Origin of the sequence: Streptomyces sp. NBC_00569 (genome assembly GCF_036345255.1) — a bacterium.
Classification (GTDB): Bacteria; Actinomycetota; Actinomycetes; order Streptomycetales; family Streptomycetaceae; genus Streptomyces.
The window spans coordinates 5,183,812-5,200,564 of record NZ_CP107783.1 but is presented as its reverse complement, the minus strand read 5'-3'; the positions used below and the strand labels follow the sequence as shown (position 1 = coordinate 5,200,564).

Genomic DNA, 16,753 nt, shown 5'->3' with positions numbered 1-16,753 from the left:
GCTCCACACCTTGGGGGAGGTCGGCGAACGACCATGCACGTGACGCATCTGTCGCTGGCCGACTTCCGCTCGTACGCCCGGGTCGAGGTCCCTCTCGATCCGGGCGTCACCGCGTTCGTGGGCCCGAACGGGCAGGGCAAGACCAACCTCGTCGAGGCCGTCGGCTATCTCGCCACCCTCGGCAGCCACCGGGTCTCCTCGGACGCGCCGCTGGTCCGCATGGGCGCCGAGCGCGCCGTCATCCGGGCCGCGGTCCGGCAGGGCGAGCGACAGCAGCTCATCGAGCTCGAACTCAACCCGGGCAAGGCGAACCGCGCCAGGATCAACCGGTCCTCGCAGGTCAGACCCCGTGATGTGCTCGGCATCGTGCGCACGGTCCTGTTCGCGCCGGAGGACCTCGCGCTCGTCAAGGGCGACCCCGGCGAGCGCCGCCGCTTTCTCGACGAGCTGATCACGGCCCGCTCCCCGCGCATGGCCGGTGTCCGGTCCGACTACGACCGCGTGCTCAAGCAGCGCAACACGCTCCTCAAGTCGGCCGCGCTCGCCCGCAGGCACGGCGGCCGGTCCATGGACCTGTCGACCCTCGACGTGTGGGACCAGCACCTCGCGCGCGTGGGCGCCGAGCTGCTCGCGCAGCGGTTCGACCTGATAGCCACGCTCCAGCCGCTCGCCGACAAGGCGTACGAACAGCTGGCGCCCGGCGGCGGCCCGCTCGCTCTGGAATACAAGCCGTCCTCGCCCGAAATCGACGGCCACGCGCGCGAAGAGCTCTACGAGCAGCTGATGGCCGCCCTCGAAGCGGCCCGCAAACAGGAGATCGAGCGGGGCGTGACCCTCGTCGGACCGCACCGCGACGACCTGGTCCTCAAGCTCGGCCAGCTGCCGGCGAAGGGGTACGCCAGCCATGGCGAGTCCTGGTCGTACGCGCTGGCGCTGCGCCTGGCCTCCTACGACCTGCTGCGGGCCGAGGGGAACGAGCCGGTGCTCGTGCTCGACGATGTCTTCGCGGAGCTCGACGCGCGGCGCAGGGAGCGTCTCGCCGAGCTGGTCGCCCCCGGCGAGCAGGTCCTGGTGACGGCCGCGGTGGACGACGACGTGCCGGGTGTCCTGGCGGGCGCACGGTACACGGTGTCCGACGGCACGGTGGAGCGGATATGAGCGAGAACACATCCGGCGACGTCCCTCCGAAGGCCCCCGAGCCGTCCGGCGTCGACCTCGCGCGCGTGGCCCTGCGCGCCGCGAAGGAACAGGCACGCGCGCGTGGAGTGGCCGACCAGCAGAAGAAGCAGGCCCGGCGCGGTGGCGGACTGAGGTCCGGGGCGCGTGCCGACGGCCGTGATCCGGTCGCGTTCGGCGCGGCGATCAACCGGCTGATCACCGAGCGCGGCTGGGAGGCGCCGGCCGCCGTCGGCGGTGTCATGGGCCGCTGGCCGGAGATCGTGGGCGAGGACCTCGCCAAGCACTCCGAGCCCCTGAAGTACGACGAGGACGAGCGCGTCCTGACCGTCCAGTGCGATTCGACGGCCTGGGCGATGCAGCTGCGGTACCTGGCTCCGACGCTGGTGGCGCGGCTCAACGAGGACCTCGGGCACGGCACCGTACGACTCCTGAAGATCCTTGGGCCCAACGGCCCCGCCCGCCGCTTCGGCCCCCTGCGCGCCCCCGGAAGCAAGGGCCCCGGCGACACCTACGGGTGAGTCCCGAGAGCCGTCGGCCGGGCGCTGACACCCGGTTGACGCCCGGAAGCGCTGAGTGCCGCTGTGAGCCTCTTGGAGCCCCGGGACGCATATGGGGAGTCGGCAGAGGCCGGTTCAGGGCGGCACATGCGGACTCAGGTACCGGCAAACCCCCATCACTGTCAGCGCTACCGGTAGACTGAGAGTTAATCCCGCCCCACTTGTGGGACACACCGAGCAACGCTGACTATCGCTGAACGACGCAGCCGCTCCGGCCACCGCCGGGCTTGGCTTGTGCTGTGCCAGAAAGGGCGCTTCGTGGCCGATTCCGGCAACCCCAACGAGAACATCCCGTCCACTGCCGCCGACGCCGTCGGCCAGGCCCCCGCGGAGGCGAATCAGTCCTCCGGCGAGGTGACCTCGGCGTACGACGCCAGCGCCATCACAGTCCTCGAGGGTCTGGACGCGGTCCGCAAGCGGCCCGGCATGTACATCGGCTCGACCGGTGAGCGCGGCCTTCACCACCTCGTCTACGAGGTCGTCGACAACTCCGTCGACGAGGCGCTGGCCGGGCACGCGGACACCATCGACGTGACGATTCTTCCTGACGGTGGCGTACGCGTCGTCGACAACGGCCGCGGTATCCCCGTGGACATCGTCCCGTCCGAGAAGAAGCCGGCTGTCGAGGTCGTGCTGACCGTGCTGCACGCCGGCGGCAAGTTCGGCGGCGGCGGATACGCCGTCTCCGGTGGTCTGCACGGCGTCGGTGTGTCCGTGGTCAACGCGCTGTCGCAGCGGGTCTCCGTCGAGGTCAAGCGCGACGGCTACCGCTGGACGCAGGACTACAAGCTGGGTGTGCCGACGGCGCCCCTGGCCCGTAACGAGGCCACGGAGGAGTCCGGCACGACGGTCACCTTCTGGGCCGACGGTGACATCTTCGAGACGACGGAGTACTCCTTCGAGACGCTGTCGCGGCGTTTCCAGGAGATGGCGTTCCTCAACAAGGGTTTGACCATCAAACTCACTGATGAGCGCGAGTCGGCGAAGGCCACGGCCGGTGCGGACACCGCCGAGGGCGCGGACGAGGCCGAGGCCGTCCGCACGGTGACGTACCACTACGAAGGCGGCATCGTCGACTTCGTGAAGTACCTCAACTCCCGCAAGGGCGAGGTCATCCACCCGACCGTCATCGACATCGAGGCCGAGGACAAGGAGAAGCTCCTTTCCGTCGAGGTCGCGATGCAGTGGAACAACGGCTACAGCGAGGGCGTGTACTCCTTCGCCAACACCATCCACACGCACGAGGGCGGCACGCACGAAGAGGGCTTCCGGGCCGCGCTCACCGGTCTCATCAACCGATACGCGCGCGACAAGAAGCTGCTGCGCGAGAAGGACGACAACCTCACGGGTGACGACATCCGCGAGGGTCTGACGGCGATCATCTCGGTCAAGCTCGGCGAGCCCCAGTTCGAGGGCCAGACCAAGACCAAGCTGGGCAACACCGAGGCGAAGACCTTCGTCCAGAAGGTCGTGCACGAGCACCTCACGGACTGGCTCGACCGCAATCCGGTGGAGGCCGCGGACATCATCCGCAAGTCCATCCAGGCGGCCACCGCGCGCGTGGCGGCCCGCAAGGCCCGTGACCTGACGCGCCGCAAGGGCCTCCTGGAGACGGCGTCGCTGCCGGGCAAGCTCTCCGACTGCCAGTCGAACGATCCCACCAAGTGCGAGATCTTCATCGTCGAGGGCGACTCCGCCGGCGGCTCGGCCAAGTCCGGCCGCAACCCGCAGTACCAGGCCATCCTGCCCATCCGGGGCAAGATCCTGAACGTCGAGAAGGCGCGGATCGACAAGATCCTGCAGAACCAGGAGATCCAGGCGCTGATCTCCGCCTTCGGCACCGGAGTCCACGAGGACTTCGACATCGAGAAGCTCCGCTATCACAAGATCATCCTGATGGCGGACGCCGACGTCGACGGCCAGCACATCAACACCCTGCTGCTGACCTTCCTGTTCCGCTTCATGCGCCCCCTCGTCGAGGCCGGCTACGTGTTCCTCTCGCGCCCGCCGCTCTACAAGATCAAGTGGGGTCGTGAGGACTTCGAGTACGCGTACTCGGACCGCGAGCGCGACGCCCTGATCGAGCTCGGCCGCCAGCAGGGCAAGCGGATCCGCGAGGACTCGATCCAGCGCTTCAAGGGTCTCGGCGAGATGAACGCCGAGGAGCTGCGCATCACCACGATGGACGTCGAGCACCGCGTGCTCGGCCAGGTCACCCTCGACGACGCCGCTCAGGCGGACGACCTGTTCTCCGTCCTGATGGGCGAGGACGTCGAGGCACGCCGCTCGTTCATCCAGCGCAACGCCAAGGACGTCCGCTTCCTCGACATCTGAGTCGGTCTCAGCTGACCGCGTCAGAAAGGATCTTCACCAGCAATGACCGACGAGAACACTCCCCCCACGCCTGAAGAGGGCGCCGAGATCAGCGTCACGGTTGAGACGGTGCCCGCAGAGGGTGTCCAGCGCATCGAGCCCGTCGGGCTCGAGACCGAGATGCAGCGCTCGTACCTCGACTACGCGATGTCCGTCATCGTGTCGCGTGCCCTGCCCGACGTACGGGACGGCCTCAAGCCCGTCCACCGCCGCGTCCTCTACGCGATGTACGACGGCGGCTACCGGCCCGAGAAGGGCTTCTACAAGTGCGCCCGCGTCGTCGGCGACGTCATGGGTAACTACCACCCGCACGGTGACTCCTCGATCTACGACGCCCTGGTCCGCCTGGCGCAGCCGTGGTCGATGCGTATGCCGCTGGTGGACTCGAACGGAAACTTCGGCTCCCCGGGCAACGACCCCGCGGCCGCCATGCGCTACACCGAGTGCAAGATGGCGCCGCTGTCCATGGAGATGGTCCGTGACATCGACGAGGAGACCGTCGACTTCACGGACAACTACGACGGCCGCTCCCAGGAGCCGACCGTCCTGCCGGCTCGCTTCCCGAACCTGCTGATCAACGGCTCGGCGGGCATCGCGGTCGGCATGGCCACCAACATCCCGCCGCACAACCTGCGCGAGGTCGCCTCCGGCGCCCAGTGGTACCTGGAGAACCCGGAGGCCTCCCACGAGGAGCTTCTGGACGCGCTCATCGAGCGCATCAAGGGCCCGGACTTCCCGACCGGCGCCCTGGTCGTGGGCCGCAAGGGCATCGAGGAGGCCTACCGCACGGGCCGTGGCTCCATCACGATGCGCGCGGTCGTCGAGGTCGAGGAGATCCAGAACCGCCAGTGCCTGGTGGTCACCGAACTCCCGTACCAGGTCAACCCGGACAACCTCGCGCAGAAGATCGCCGACCTGGTGAAGGACGGCCGCGTCGGCGGCATCGCCGACGTCCGCGACGAGACCTCGTCGCGCACCGGCCAGCGCCTCGTCATCGTGCTGAAGCGCGACGCCGTAGCCAAGGTCGTCCTGAACAACCTCTACAAGCACACCGACCTCCAGACGAACTTCGGCGCCAACATGCTGGCGCTCGTCGACGGCGTGCCGCGCACCCTCTCCCTGGACGCCTTCATCCGCCACTGGGTGAGCCACCAGGTCGAGGTCATCGTCCGCCGTACGAAGTTCCGCCTGCGCAAGGCCGAGGAGCGCGCCCACATCCTGCGCGGCCTCCTGAAGGCCCTGGACGCCATCGACGAGGTCATCGCGCTCATCCGGCGCAGTGACACCGTCGAGATCGCCCGCGAAGGCCTGATGGGCCTCCTGGAGATCGACGAGATCCAGGCCAACGCGATCCTCGAGATGCAGTTGCGCCGACTGGCCGCCCTGGAGCGCCAGAAGATCGTCGCCGAGCACGACGAACTGCAGATCAAGATCAACGAGTACAACGCGATCCTGGCCTCGCCGGAGCGCCAGCGCCAGATCATCAGTCAGGAACTCGGTGCGATCGTCGAGAAGTTCGGCGACGACCGGCGCTCCAAGCTGGTGCCCTTCGACGGCGACATGTCCATCGAGGACCTGATCGCCGAAGAGGACATCGTCGTCACCATCTCGCGCGGCGGCTACGTCAAGCGCACCAAGACGGTCGACTACCGCTCGCAGAAGCGCGGCGGCAAGGGCGTACGCGGCACGAAGCTCAAGGAAGACGACATCGTCGACCACTTCTTCGTGTCGACGACGCACCACTGGCTGCTGTTCTTCACGAACAAGGGCCGCGTCTACCGCGCGAAGGCGTACGAGCTCCCGGACGCCGGCCGTGACGCCCGCGGCCAGCACGTGGCCAACCTGCTGGCTTTCCAGCCGGACGAGTCGATCGCCGAGATCCTCGCGATCCGTGACTACGAAGCGGCCCCCTACCTGGTCCTCGCAACCAAGGGCGGCCTCGTGAAGAAGACCCCCCTCAAGGACTACGACTCGCCCCGTTCGGGCGGCGTCATCGCCATCAACCTCCGCGAGACGGAGGACGGCTCCGACGACGAGCTGATCGGCGCCGAGCTGGTCTCCGCCGAGGACGACCTGCTGCTCATCAGCAAGAAGGCGCAGTCCATCCGCTTCACCGCCACGGACGACGCGCTGCGCCCGATGGGCCGTGCCACGTCCGGTGTGAAGGGCATGAGTTTCCGCGAGGGCGACCAGCTGCTCTCGATGAATGTCGTCAGGCCGGGTACGTTCGTGTTCACCGCCACCGACGGCGGGTACGCGAAGCGGACCGCCGTCGACGAGTACCGCGTCCAGGGCCGCGGTGGCCTCGGTATCAAGGCCGCCAAGATCGTGGAGGACCGCGGCTCGCTCGTCGGCGCGCTGGTGACCGAGGAGACGGACGAGATCCTCGCCATCACGCTGTCGGGCGGTGTGATTCGTACGCGAGTCAACGAGGTCAGGGAGACGGGCCGTGACACCATGGGCGTCCAACTGATCAACCTAGGCAAGCGCGATGCCGTGGTCGGTATCGCTCGTAACGCCGAGGCCGGTCGCGAGGCGGAGGAGGTCGACGGTGACGTCATCGTCGACGAGTCCGCCGAGATCGAGGCTGTCGAAACGGACGAGGGCACGGAGTCCACGGCCGAGTAGCGCGAGGAGTGAGTCATCGTGAGCGAAGCCACGGGCGCCGGATCGACCGGTACGGAATCGGACGGCGGCCGTGGCCCCGCCACTGACTCGAACGAATCGCACGAGTCTCATGGATCCCAGGGGGGAACTGTGACGGACACCCGAGGTCCGCAGACGCAGCAGTACGCGGCCGACACGGACGGGGCGCTGCCCGGGGAGAGGCAGCAGCCTCCGCAGCCCTCGCAGCCGTACCACCCGCCGCAGGCCTACCAGGCGGCTCCGCCGGCCGGAGCGGTCCGCAGGCCGCGCACGGGGGCCCGCACGATGCCCCGTACGCGCAAGGCGCGCCTGAGGGTCGCCAAGGCCGATCCGTGGTCGGTGATGAAGGTCAGCTTCCTGCTCTCCATCGCGCTCGGCATCTGCACGATCGTCGCGGCCGCGGTGCTGTGGATGGTCATGGACGCCATGGGCGTCTTCTCGACCGTGGGCGGCACGATCTCCGAGGCCACCGGCTCGAACGAGTCCAACGGCTTCGACCTCCAGTCGTTCCTGTCGCTGCCGCGCGTCCTGATCTTCACGTCGATCATCGCGGTCATCGACGTCGTCCTGGCGACGGCGCTGGCCACGCTCGGCGCGTTCATCTACAACCTCTCCGCGGGCTTCGTGGGCGGCGTCGAGTTGACCCTCGCCGAGGACGAGTAGCAGCCGGGCGGTAGCCGATCAGCAGCCCGCTTCGGTCGCTGCGACACCTGTGGAGCGCATCCCCCGACGGGGGATGCGCTCCACAGGCGTTTTGGCCGGTGGAGCGGGGTCTCAGGTATCGATTTTGGGACTGGCCGGGTCGTGCGCTAATCTTCAGAGGTCAGCGCGCGGGACACACACCGCAAAGCGCGGCGGGGCTATAGCTCAGTTGGTTAGAGCGCATCCCTGATAAGGATGAGGCCACAGGTTCAAATCCTGTTAGCCCCACAAGACAGAAACCCTCAACCCATCGTGGTTGGGGGTTTTTGGCGTCTCTGGGGGCGGCGGGGCCGGGCCCTTGCCCGTGGGCGCACGCCAAGAAGACCCTCAGCCTGTGGTGGCCGGGGTCGTGAAAGGTCGAGGGCGCGGGGAGCGCGGTCCGTCAGGGGTGCTGCTGTCGCTCTGTCGCGGTCCGGCGGTGGGGCGCTTTCCCTGCGGTTGGTGCCGTCTGGATCTGGAGTGCGACCGGCAGGTTCGGGGCGTGGCTGCGCTGATGAAGCGCTGCCTGGTGCCGCCGCCGTGGCTCTGCGGTGCCGCGCTGCTGTGGTGCGGGTGGTGCGGGTGGTGCAGGTGGTGCTGCGGTGCAGGTGGTGCTGCGGTGCGAGTGGTGCGTCGGTCCGTGGTGCTCGTGCTCGTACTGGCTGCTGAGCGGCGCTGTCGGCCTGGGCCGATGAACCGTGCTGCCGGACGTTCTCTGCGGTGGCGCCTGCCGGTGGTACCTGTCGGTCTTCCTCACCGGCTGTTCTGCGGTGGAGCCATTGCTGCGGAGGGTCTGCCGCGGTTCTCAAAGGGCCGGCCTTCTTGCCGTCGCCGCTTTTGTCGCCGCTGCTTTCACTGCTGGGTCACTGCTGGTGGAGCTTCGTCTTTACGTACTGCTGTTGCTACGACTGCGAGTGGAGCGCGTTGATTCCTGCCGCGGTCTCTTCGAACTCGTTCCCGGACTCCGTGTCGGCCGGCGGGCGGTGGCGGCAGCTGGGGGAGGAACCGTGAGCCTCGGCGCGGATGCGCTGCTTCATGGTGGGAGGCAGGGACCGTTTGATGGCCCAAGGAGCCCGGACGGCGGTAGCGGCGGGGATGCTCACCGTCGTGTTGCGGGTGCCCTCCGCCTGCTGTACGGGCGTGGCCGCGGTGGCCGGGGACGTGAGACCCATCGCGGTCAGCACCGCGAAGAAGGCGGTGATGAGGACGGTCCACAGCTTGATGACCTTGTTGGTGGCCATGATCCCTCACTTTCGGGTTGGGCGATTTGCGTACTTTCCTCATGATGTGTATGTGGGCTCCGTAGTGGGGGACCGACGCCCGTGGCGCGTCGATGTTCAGATGAACACCACCCGGATGGACGTAATCGCCCCTTAAGTCCGTCAATCACGCTGAATGCCACATTCTGCGAAGAGTGATCGGAGCTCCGTGATCGGGTTCGACTGGTCACCGGGGTGCGGGAGTTGGGCCCGGGTGCAGGTCACCGATCGGTATCGGTCGGTGTGTATAGTCGGGCGCCAGAGGTCCCCTACGTCAAAGAAAGACGAGGTCGCGCGGTGAAGAAGCTTCTCCTGGTCGCACTGGCCGCCATCGGCGGGCTCCTCGTGTACCGCCAGATCCAGGCGGATCGCGCCGAGCAGGATCTGTGGACGGAGGCGACTGACTCCGTGCCCACGGGTTCGTGAGTATCGACGACAGTCTCTTCAAGGCCCCGATCGCATGAGCGGTCGGGGCTTTGTGCTGTCCGGGGAGGGGTTGGGCGTGAGGCAGGCCTGGGTCGTTTATTCGCTTGAGTAAATTATTTGCTTGCTTTGGTGAATGCCCGTGGGGTGCATGGGGCCCTGGCGGCAGGATGGGCGTCCGGCGATGAGGCGATGGCGGGGGCGACGAAGGGGCGCGTGATGAGTCGGCGCGTAGGGCGGAGCCTGGTGGGGCGCGTGGTGGGGCGCGGGCGTGGACGGGCGGTGTCGGCGCTCGGGGTGGCGATGTGTGCGGTGGCCGTGCCGGTCGTGGTGGTGGCGCTGCCCGGGGTCGCGGCAGCGCAGGACTCGGCTTCGTACGTCTTCGCGCAGGGGGCAAAGACGGTCCAGGGTGCGGTGACCAGTACGGATGCTGCGGAGCTCAAGGCCGGGAAGACGTACCGGAGCTCCATCGAGGCGGGGGTGAAGGGCACCGGGCTCGGCAGCGGGTCGGGCGCGAAGGGGGCGGCCGGCACGCGCTATTACCGCGTCGCCCTGGACGGTTCCTCCGATACGTATGTCTCGGCGGTGGCGGTGCCGAAGGCCGGGGCGGACGTGAAGGTGGCGTTCAACGACAGCATTTCCGTGACCCTGCAGGATCGGCAGGGCAATCGCTGTGACTCCGAGGTGGCGGCGTTCCGCTCCGCCGAGTACCCGAGGCCGATAGCCGCCACCGCGGAGCGGGTCGTGCGGGAGGGCGGCGGGCGCTGTCAGGATGCGGGCACGTATGACGTGGTCGTCGCGCGCAAGACTGCGCCGGATTCCACGCGGGAGCGCTGGGACCTGGAGTTGAGCGTCTCCTCGGAGCCCGCGCTCAAGTCGCCGCCTGCCACCACAGGGCCCGGGGCCTGGTCGTCGGCTGCGCCGCGTCCGCCCGCCGGAATCCCTTCCGAGCGCCGGGGAGGCACGGGCTTCAACGACGCGCGGAGCCTGCGGCAAGGTGTGTGGAAGGACCGGATCCGCCCGGGGCAGACGCTCTTCTACCGTGTGCCGCTGGACTGGGGACAGCAACTCTTCACCGAGGCGGAGCTGGGCTCTTCGGCGGGGGACGCGCAGCGTAAGGGCTTTGTGCCGAGCGCACTGAATGTGACGCTGTACAACCCGGCGCGGACGTCTGTCACTTCGAAGGACGCCTCGTACGGCGGGGAGCCCTCCGTGGCGGCCCTGGACTCCCTGCCTCCGGTCGCCTACGAGAACCGTTATCTGTCGCGCGCGGACGAAGCGGGCGTGCGGTTCGCCGGCTGGTACTACCTGAGGGTCTCCCTCACGCCGGAGATGAAGGGGACCTTCGGGAACAAGGAGTCCGGGCTGACGCTTCGTCTGACGGTCCATGGGGACGCGGCGTCCGCGCCCACGTATGTGCGGGATCCGGGTGCGTTCCAGGTCACGGACGCGGACCGGGCTGCCGCTGAGAGCGGGTTCGCGCAGGGCGGTGGCTCGTCGTTGGCCTCGGAGGGAAGCCGGAGCGGCGGTCAGGGCGGCGGTCAGGCGGAGCCGGGCGGGTCCGGTCGGACGAACCGCATGACGGTCGTCGGGATCGCCGGGATCGGCACGGGGTCCGTGCTGGTGCTGGGGCTCGGCGTATGGACGTACGTCGCCCGTCGGCGGGCACCCGCTGGCTGGTAGGCGGGGCGTCAGGCCTTCTCAGGCCTGGGCTAGCGCCCAGATGCCCACCACGAAACTGACCAAGGCAACGAACAGCACCGGGATCGCCACCTTCGCGGGCGGTCCCGGCCGCCGTTTCCGCAGCCGTCGATGAGGGGTCGGGCTCGGGGCCGTGCCGCCGGGATTCGGGTGGCTGACGAGTGGAACCTGAACGCTCTGGGCGGTGTACGTAGAGATAGGGGCCGGCTGAGCGGGCGCCGGCGCAGGGCTTTGGGCTGGAGCAGGGCCTTGGGCCGGAGCGGCGTAGGAGCGCTGCGTGGCGGGGGTCGTGGCCGGGGTGTGAGGGGAGGCGTGGGGGTGCGGGCGAGTCGGTGGGGTTGGTGGTGGTGCTTGTGGTGCTGTGAGGTGAGTGCGTGCATGGGCGGTGTAGCCGGGAACCTCGGGAGCGGTGGTGGGGGTGATCGGCCGTGGCTCGGGTGGGGTGGGCGCGAGTGGCTGCGCGGGGGGCTGCGCGGGCGGGGGCGGCGGCAGGTGGAAGCTGCCCGTCTCGGACATGCTGGTGCCGGACAATCCGGCATTCGACGGGGCGGTCCCGGGGGTGACGGCCTCCGACGGGGCGGTTCTGGACGGGGTGGTCCCGGGGGTGATGCTGCTCCCGTGCATGGCGGTCTGCGACGTGGTGGATGCCGGTCCCGGAGGCGCGGGGGTGGTGGGCCTTGGGACGGAGCGTTCTGCCGGTGGGGCGTCCGGCACCGCCGGTGCATACAGCGGGGGCGGTGGTGGCGCCGGTGTCGGTGGCTCCGCGGGGAGCGCCGGCAGGGCCTCTCCTGGCGCGGGCGGCGGCTTCAGGGTCGTGGACCGGCCGGTCGTCGAGCCGTGGTCCCGGTTCCGGTCGTGTACGAGGCCCGGGGCGACCGCCCGGGAGGTCGTGGTAGGGCCGTTCGGGGCGAAGCCCGGCGGGAGCGAGCCGAGTTGGTCGAAGACCTCGACCAGTTCGTCGTCGGGTCCGGGCTCGGGAAGCAGTTCGGAGGCCGCCAGGAGGGCCTTGCGCGCCCCTGTCGCGGTACGGAAGCGCGCTTCGGGATCAGGCTGCAGCAGACCGGCCACGACGGTCCACAGCGGGCCGGGAATGCCTTGGGGTGCGCCGGGGGTGCCGTGGTCGGTGAAGTGCTCGATCAGCGCCCTGGAGTCCGGCCGGGCGCCCTGGAGCAGATACAGGGCGACGAGACCGACGGCGAACAAGTCTGCCGGGAAGTCCGGCTCACCGCCCATCGCCTGTTCGGGGGCGAAGTAGCCGGGCGTTCCCACCACATAGTCGGTCTCGGTGAGCCGGGGCTCGCCCTTGCGCATCGCTATGCCGAAGTCCGAGAGGCGCAGATGAGGCCGGGCGGTGCCGGTCGCCTCCAGAAGGATGTTGGCGGGCTTGATGTCGCGGTGCACGACCCCCTCCGCGTGCACCGCGGTGAGGCCGGCCAGGAGCTGATCCAGGAGGAGGCACACGAAGGACGGTGGCAGGGGCCCGTAGTCACCGATCAGATGCGCCAGCGAGCCGCCCGCGACGAGGTCCATGGTGAACAGGACCTTGTCGTCGTCGGCGGCCCAGCTGGCCGGGGCGAGGACGTGGGGGTGGTCGATGCGCAGTGCCTGTTCGCGCACGAAGCGGAGCAGGGTGTGGGCGTCGCTCTGCAGCAGGACCTTGGCGGCCACATACCTGCGGCGCCGGTGGTCCCAGGCGCGCCATACGGCGCCTGTCCCCCCGCGGCCGATCGGGTCGGCCAGTTCGTAGCGTCCGGCGAAGACCTCACCCATCGTGGTGCGTCGCTCCCCCCTCGGCCGTCACGACGCGTCCGGCCTCTCGGATGGTCCCGCGGCCCAGGACCGGCCGCGGGACTCGCGGCCGGCCCGATGTCGCTACCGTTCGGCCGGGATCAGCTCTGGTGCGCCTGATAGTGGGTTACGGCGTCGGAGGTGCGCCCGGCGCCGTAGACCCGGAGGAACTCTGCCAGTTCCGGGTGGCTCGGGGCGAGGGTGTCCGCCGCATCGATGATGTCCCCGGCCGCGGAGACGGAGCGCAGCAGCGACTGGATCTCGCGGACCACACGCTTGACCGTGGGCGCGCCCGAACTGGTGGTTGTCTGCGCGGTGTTGGTGAGCACCGAGCCCCCCTGTGACTTCTTGATCTCGTCCATACGCTCGGTGGCTTCGGCGGCGCTGACGCTTCCGTCGGCGACCTGACCGGCCAGATCCTGGAGCAGCTGGACACGCTGGACGACCGCCGGGTTGCCTATCTTCGCGCGCTGACCGCTCATGAGCTGGGACAGCATGGGCGCGGACAGACCGAGAACCCCCGCGAGCCTCGCCTGATTGAGGCCCAGATCATCGATCAGGCGACGGAAGAGCGCCCCCAGCGGCTCTCCGTACCAGTTTCGCTGGAGCTCCCGGGCTCTTGCGGTAGCTTCCTGCTGTGCGGCGTCCATTGCGTCTCCCCATCGCTTCCCCAAATACGGCGGTTCGCTGCCGCGAACCACGTGGGGCATCTTACGGAGAGTGGTCGTGGACCGGGACCCCCAATCCTTTTGCGAAATCCGGGGGGTGACCCGGTACTCTGGTCTGCGATGCGCACCGGATCGCACTTCCTCCGGGCCGACGTATCGTTTTCGGGGCCTTAGCTCAGTTGGTAGAGCGCTGCCTTTGCAAGGCAGATGTCAGGAGTTCGAATCTCCTAGGCTCCACAGGTTCCACGTGAAACACGTGAACGCCGGAGGGCGGGAGACCACTGGTCTCCCGCCCTCCGGCGTTACTGCTCGTTGGAGGCTCAGCCGCGGTCGTCGCGGTCGGCGTCGTCCGCCTCCGCTTCGGCCTGCTTGGCCTGGACCTCGGGGTCGAGGGCATTCTGACCGCTGCCGTCCACCGACGACAGGGGCGTGGTGTCCGGGACCTCGGTCGCGGCCGGCGGTTCGACCAGCCAGTCCGGGTTGGCCTGCTTGTCCCACCACTTCCAGGCGGCGCAGGCGCCCCCGGCGAGGATGCCGACGATGAGCAAGCCCTTGGCGACACGTCCGGCCCGGGCCCGCCGCTCGTGCTTGCGGGCGAGCTTCTTGATTTCCTTCGGCGTCACCTGTCCGCGCAGGGCGGCGAGCGCCGCGATACTGCGGGCGGTCGCCTCCTCGCGGACGGGCTGGGCGGCGGCGACCGCCTGCTCGATCCGCGGCTTGGCGTAGACGGCGGCCTTGCGGGCCGCCTTCCGGGTGCGGACGGCTGCTTCCTGCGCGGCCTGATCGACCTTCGTCGGCACGTGGCTGCGGGCCTGTTCAAGATGCGGCGCGAGGTATGTGTCGTACTGGTCGCGGGTTTGTTGCGCAGCCTGCGACATCACGGGTGCGAGCCGTACGCGCGCTTCTTGCGCATACAGTGCGGCCCGGTCCTTGGCCGTCTCGGCGTAGGGCGCCACCACTTCCGCGGCGTGCAGCACGCTGTCCTTCGCCGAGCCGGTCGCGGCGCGCACGCTGTCGATGCGGGTCACGGGATCCTCCTCCTCGGTGGCGTACAGGTTTTCACCTTTCCACCCTTTTTCAGATCATGCCTGCCGGACGGCGGCAGTGGGGGCATGCGAGGGCGAGCATTCGGGGCATAAGACGCCTTTGGGTGTACCGAGGTACTCCAGGCGAATAACTGATCAATACAGTGCAAGGGGGGCTTGCGCACGACAATGCCACGGATCGCCGTACGACGCGCCTCCTCGGTGGCGACGCGGCCGGAAATTCTGCGGCTGCCGCCGGGCGACGGGTCTGCGGGGGCGTGCGAGGATCGGATCGTCACAGAAGGCAACGGAAGGCAGATCGTGGCTGAGCAGCTCTACGCCACCCTGAAGACCAACCAAGGCGACATCGAGATCCGGCTGCTGCCGAACCACGCGCCCAAGACGGTCAAGAACTTCGTCGAGCTCGCTCGGGGCGAGCGGGAGTGGACCAACCCGGAGACGGGCGAGAAGTCCACGGACAAGCTCTACGACGGCACGGTCTTCCACCGGGTGATCAGCGGTTTCATGATCCAGGGCGGTGACCCGCTGGGGAACGGCACCGGCGGCCCGGGCTACCAGTTCGGGGACGAGTTCCACCCCGACCTGGCCTTCGACAAGCCGTACCTGCTGGCCATGGCGAACGCAGGCCCGGGCACCAACGGTTCCCAGTTCTTCATCACGGTGTCGCCGACGGCCTGGCTGACCCGTAAGCACACGATTTTCGGCGAGGTCGTCGACGAGGCAAGCCAGAAGGTCGTGGACACCATCGCGACCGCGCAGACCAACCCGCGCACGGACCGTCCGGTCAACGACGTGGTCATCGAGTCGGTCGTCGTCGAGACCCGCTGACGCGAACCGGGCTCACGCGAACCGGGCCGACGCGTCCGGCCGACGGGAACCAATCCGCCCCGCTCATCCGTAAGGATGGGCGGGGCCATGTGTTGATCGCGCGCGTTTCGTACGAGGGGATTTCCGATGGATCAGGTGCCGGGCAGTCCGCAGGGCCCTCAGGACGCGCAGGGTCCGCCCCGCTGCTACCGGCACCCCGACCGCGAGACCGGGATCCGCTGCGCCCGCTGTGACAAGCCCATCTGCCCGGACTGCATGGTCAGCGCCTCGGTGGGCTTCCAGTGCCCGGACTGTGTGCGGGGCGGATCCGGTACGGGGCATGGTCCGGCGGCCAGCCGGCCGAGGACGATCACGGGCGGCACGATCGCGGCCGACCCGCGCCTGGTCACGAAGATTCTGATCGGGATCAACGTGGCGGTGTTCATCGCGGTCCATGTGTGGGACCGGCTGCTCTCCGACTTCGTTCTGATCGGGGCGTGGCCTCCCGCGCCCTACGTCCCGAACCAGGGCGTGGCCGGCGGCGAGTGGTATCGCCTGGTGACGTCGATGTTCACGCACCAGGAGGTGTGGCACATCGCGTTCAACATGCTGGGTCTGTGGTGGCTCGGCGGCCCGCTGGAGGCGGCGCTCGGCAGGGCCCGCTACATCGCGCTGTACATGGTCTCGGGGCTGGCCGGCAGTGCGCTCACCTACGCGATCGCGGGGCCGAGCGAGCAGTCCCTCGGTGCGTCCGGGGCCGTCTTCGGACTCTTGGGCGCGACCGCGGTGCTGGTACGGCGCCTCAACTACGACATGCGCCCGGTCATCGGCCTGCTCGCGCTGAACCTGCTCTTCACGTTCACCTGGGGAAACATCGCCTGGCAGGCCCACGTCGGCGGTCTCGTCGCCGGTGTGGTCGTCGGGTACGCGATGGTCCACGCCCCCAGGGAGCGCCGCTCGCTGGTCCAGTACGGGACCTGTGCGCTCGTCCTCGCCGTGGTGGTCGTCACTGTGCTTGTGAGGACGTCCCAGCTCACTTGAGCTCGGTCTGCGGCCCACGTTGTCCACAGACGGTGCCGGATCCTGTGCACTCGGTGGGGAACAGGTGTGCCCCTCGTCGCTGACCTGGGTTTCCCCAGCCAGGACAAGGGGCGAACATGTGGGCGAGCTGCGATGCGTCAGTCACACCGGCGTCAACACCCAGTGGGTTATCCACAGATCTTCCGACCTTTTCCCCACTGTGGAAACAGCTGTGGATAACTCAGTGGATAGCTAGGGGTAGAGCTACTTCCACTGCGTGGAAACGCCGAACCCGGCGGCGATGAAGCCGAAGCCCACCACGATGTTCCAGTTGCCGAGCGCGTCCAGCGGCAGGGTGCCGTTGGTCACGTAGAAGACGACGATCCACGCGAGCCCGATCAGGAACATCGCGAGCATCACCGGGGCTACCCAGCCTCGGTTGGTCAGCTTGATATTCGCCGCCTGCTTCGACGCCGGCGGCGGCGTGTAGTCCGCCTTCTTGCGGATACGTGACTTCGGCACGAGGGTCTCTCCTGTCGATGCGCTGCGTGGCCGCGCAGGGAACGTGGGCTGGCTCCGGGCAGCGTACAAGGGGAATCTGGGCG

The 16,753-nt window shown here is 68.7% G+C and carries 14 protein-coding genes and 2 tRNA genes; 11 read left to right on the top strand and 5 right to left on the bottom strand.

What is annotated here, in order from left to right; translation table 11 throughout:
- Positions 1-33: 33 nt before the first annotated feature.
- The 6 genes from recF (at position 34) to OHO83_RS23370 (ending at position 7,685) form a co-directional block, all read left to right on the top strand.
- Positions 34-1,158, top strand: a complete 1,125-nt coding sequence (gene recF / locus OHO83_RS23395; protein ID WP_330279769.1) for a DNA replication/repair protein RecF — start codon at positions 34-36, stop codon at positions 1,156-1,158.
- Positions 1,155-1,697: a DUF721 domain-containing protein gene (locus OHO83_RS23390; protein ID WP_116512070.1), complete on the top strand. Its 543-nt coding sequence runs from the start codon at positions 1,155-1,157 to the stop codon at positions 1,695-1,697. The genes recF and OHO83_RS23390 overlap by 4 nt, the downstream gene beginning before the upstream one ends.
- Positions 1,698-1,970: 273 nt before the next feature.
- Entirely contained in the window at positions 1,971-4,070 is a 2,100-nt protein-coding gene (gyrB, locus tag OHO83_RS23385) for a DNA topoisomerase (ATP-hydrolyzing) subunit B (protein WP_323186895.1), read from the top strand.
- Between the two features lie 42 nt (positions 4,071-4,112).
- Positions 4,113-6,737, top strand: a complete 2,625-nt coding sequence (gene gyrA / locus OHO83_RS23380; protein WP_329434578.1) for a DNA gyrase subunit A — start codon at positions 4,113-4,115, stop codon at positions 6,735-6,737.
- 18 nt (positions 6,738-6,755) lie between these two features.
- Complete coding sequence (locus OHO83_RS23375; RefSeq protein WP_266672365.1) at positions 6,756-7,418, top strand: DUF3566 domain-containing protein; 663 nt, start codon at positions 6,756-6,758, stop codon at positions 7,416-7,418.
- A gap of 193 nt (positions 7,419-7,611) precedes the next feature.
- Positions 7,612-7,685, top strand: a tRNA-Ile gene (locus OHO83_RS23370).
- A gap of 653 nt (positions 7,686-8,338) precedes the next feature.
- Here the strand turns inward: OHO83_RS23370 and OHO83_RS23365 are convergent.
- Positions 8,339-8,677: a DUF6344 domain-containing protein gene (locus tag OHO83_RS23365; protein ID WP_330279768.1), complete on the bottom strand. Its 339-nt coding sequence runs from the start codon at positions 8,675-8,677 to the stop codon at positions 8,339-8,341.
- 315 nt (positions 8,678-8,992) lie between these two features.
- Between OHO83_RS23365 and OHO83_RS23360 the strand changes: the two genes are divergently transcribed.
- Positions 8,993-9,121 (top strand): DLW-39 family protein, encoded by a 129-nt coding sequence (locus OHO83_RS23360; RefSeq protein ID WP_003999697.1) that lies wholly within the window; start codon positions 8,993-8,995, stop codon positions 9,119-9,121.
- A gap of 216 nt (positions 9,122-9,337) precedes the next feature.
- Positions 9,338-10,801 (top strand): hypothetical protein, encoded by a 1,464-nt coding sequence (locus OHO83_RS23355; protein WP_330279767.1) that lies wholly within the window; start codon positions 9,338-9,340, stop codon positions 10,799-10,801.
- A gap of 18 nt (positions 10,802-10,819) precedes the next feature.
- Here OHO83_RS23355 and OHO83_RS23350 read toward each other — a convergent pair whose 3' ends face one another.
- Together OHO83_RS23350 and OHO83_RS23345 are read right to left on the bottom strand one after the other, a co-directional pair.
- The gene (locus OHO83_RS23350) at positions 10,820-12,589 is read right to left on the bottom strand and encodes a serine/threonine-protein kinase (RefSeq protein ID WP_330279766.1); all 1,770 of its coding nucleotides are present in this window, start codon (positions 12,587-12,589) and stop codon (positions 10,820-10,822) included.
- Positions 12,590-12,708: 119 nt separating this feature from the next.
- Positions 12,709-13,257 (bottom strand): helix-turn-helix domain-containing protein, encoded by a 549-nt coding sequence (locus OHO83_RS23345; protein WP_100597242.1) that lies wholly within the window; start codon positions 13,255-13,257, stop codon positions 12,709-12,711.
- A 182-nt stretch (positions 13,258-13,439) separates the two neighbouring features.
- On the opposite strand from OHO83_RS23345, the gene OHO83_RS23340 reads away from it, so the two are divergent.
- Positions 13,440-13,512 (top strand) — tRNA-Ala (locus tag OHO83_RS23340).
- Positions 13,513-13,595: 83 nt separating this feature from the next.
- Here the strand turns inward: OHO83_RS23340 and OHO83_RS23335 are convergent.
- Positions 13,596-14,303: a DUF5324 family protein gene (locus OHO83_RS23335; RefSeq protein ID WP_330279765.1), complete on the bottom strand. Its 708-nt coding sequence runs from the start codon at positions 14,301-14,303 to the stop codon at positions 13,596-13,598.
- A gap of 318 nt (positions 14,304-14,621) precedes the next feature.
- Between OHO83_RS23335 and OHO83_RS23330 the strand changes: the two genes are divergently transcribed.
- Both OHO83_RS23330 and OHO83_RS23325 read left to right on the top strand, forming a co-directional pair.
- Positions 14,622-15,149, top strand: coding sequence for a peptidylprolyl isomerase (locus OHO83_RS23330; protein ID WP_266672375.1), 528 nt, complete (start codon positions 14,622-14,624; stop codon positions 15,147-15,149).
- 126 nt (positions 15,150-15,275) lie between these two features.
- On the top strand, positions 15,276-16,169 hold the full coding sequence (locus OHO83_RS23325) for a rhomboid family intramembrane serine protease (RefSeq protein ID WP_330279764.1): 894 nt from the start codon (positions 15,276-15,278) through the stop codon (positions 16,167-16,169).
- A gap of 243 nt (positions 16,170-16,412) precedes the next feature.
- On the opposite strand, the gene crgA is transcribed toward OHO83_RS23325, so the two are convergent.
- Positions 16,413-16,670, bottom strand: a complete 258-nt coding sequence (gene crgA / locus OHO83_RS23320; protein ID WP_116512061.1) for a cell division protein CrgA — start codon at positions 16,668-16,670, stop codon at positions 16,413-16,415.
- Between the last annotated feature and the right edge of the window lie 83 nt (positions 16,671-16,753).

Coding starts and splice junctions, on each gene's coding strand:
- recF (WP_330279769.1), top strand. CDS start 34: ATGCACGTGACGCATCTGTCGCTGGCCGACTTCCGCTCGTACGCCCGG.
- OHO83_RS23350 (WP_330279766.1), bottom strand. CDS start 12,589: ATGGGTGAGGTCTTCGCCGGACGCTACGAACTGGCCGACCCGATCGGC.
- gyrA (WP_329434578.1), top strand. CDS start 4,113: ATGACCGACGAGAACACTCCCCCCACGCCTGAAGAGGGCGCCGAGATC.
- OHO83_RS23390 (WP_116512070.1), top strand. CDS start 1,155: ATGAGCGAGAACACATCCGGCGACGTCCCTCCGAAGGCCCCCGAGCCG.
- OHO83_RS23345 (WP_100597242.1), bottom strand. CDS start 13,257: ATGGACGCCGCACAGCAGGAAGCTACCGCAAGAGCCCGGGAGCTCCAG.
- OHO83_RS23355 (WP_330279767.1), top strand. CDS start 9,338: ATGAGTCGGCGCGTAGGGCGGAGCCTGGTGGGGCGCGTGGTGGGGCGC.
- OHO83_RS23365 (WP_330279768.1), bottom strand. CDS start 8,677: ATGGCCACCAACAAGGTCATCAAGCTGTGGACCGTCCTCATCACCGCC.
- OHO83_RS23325 (WP_330279764.1), top strand. CDS start 15,276: ATGGATCAGGTGCCGGGCAGTCCGCAGGGCCCTCAGGACGCGCAGGGT.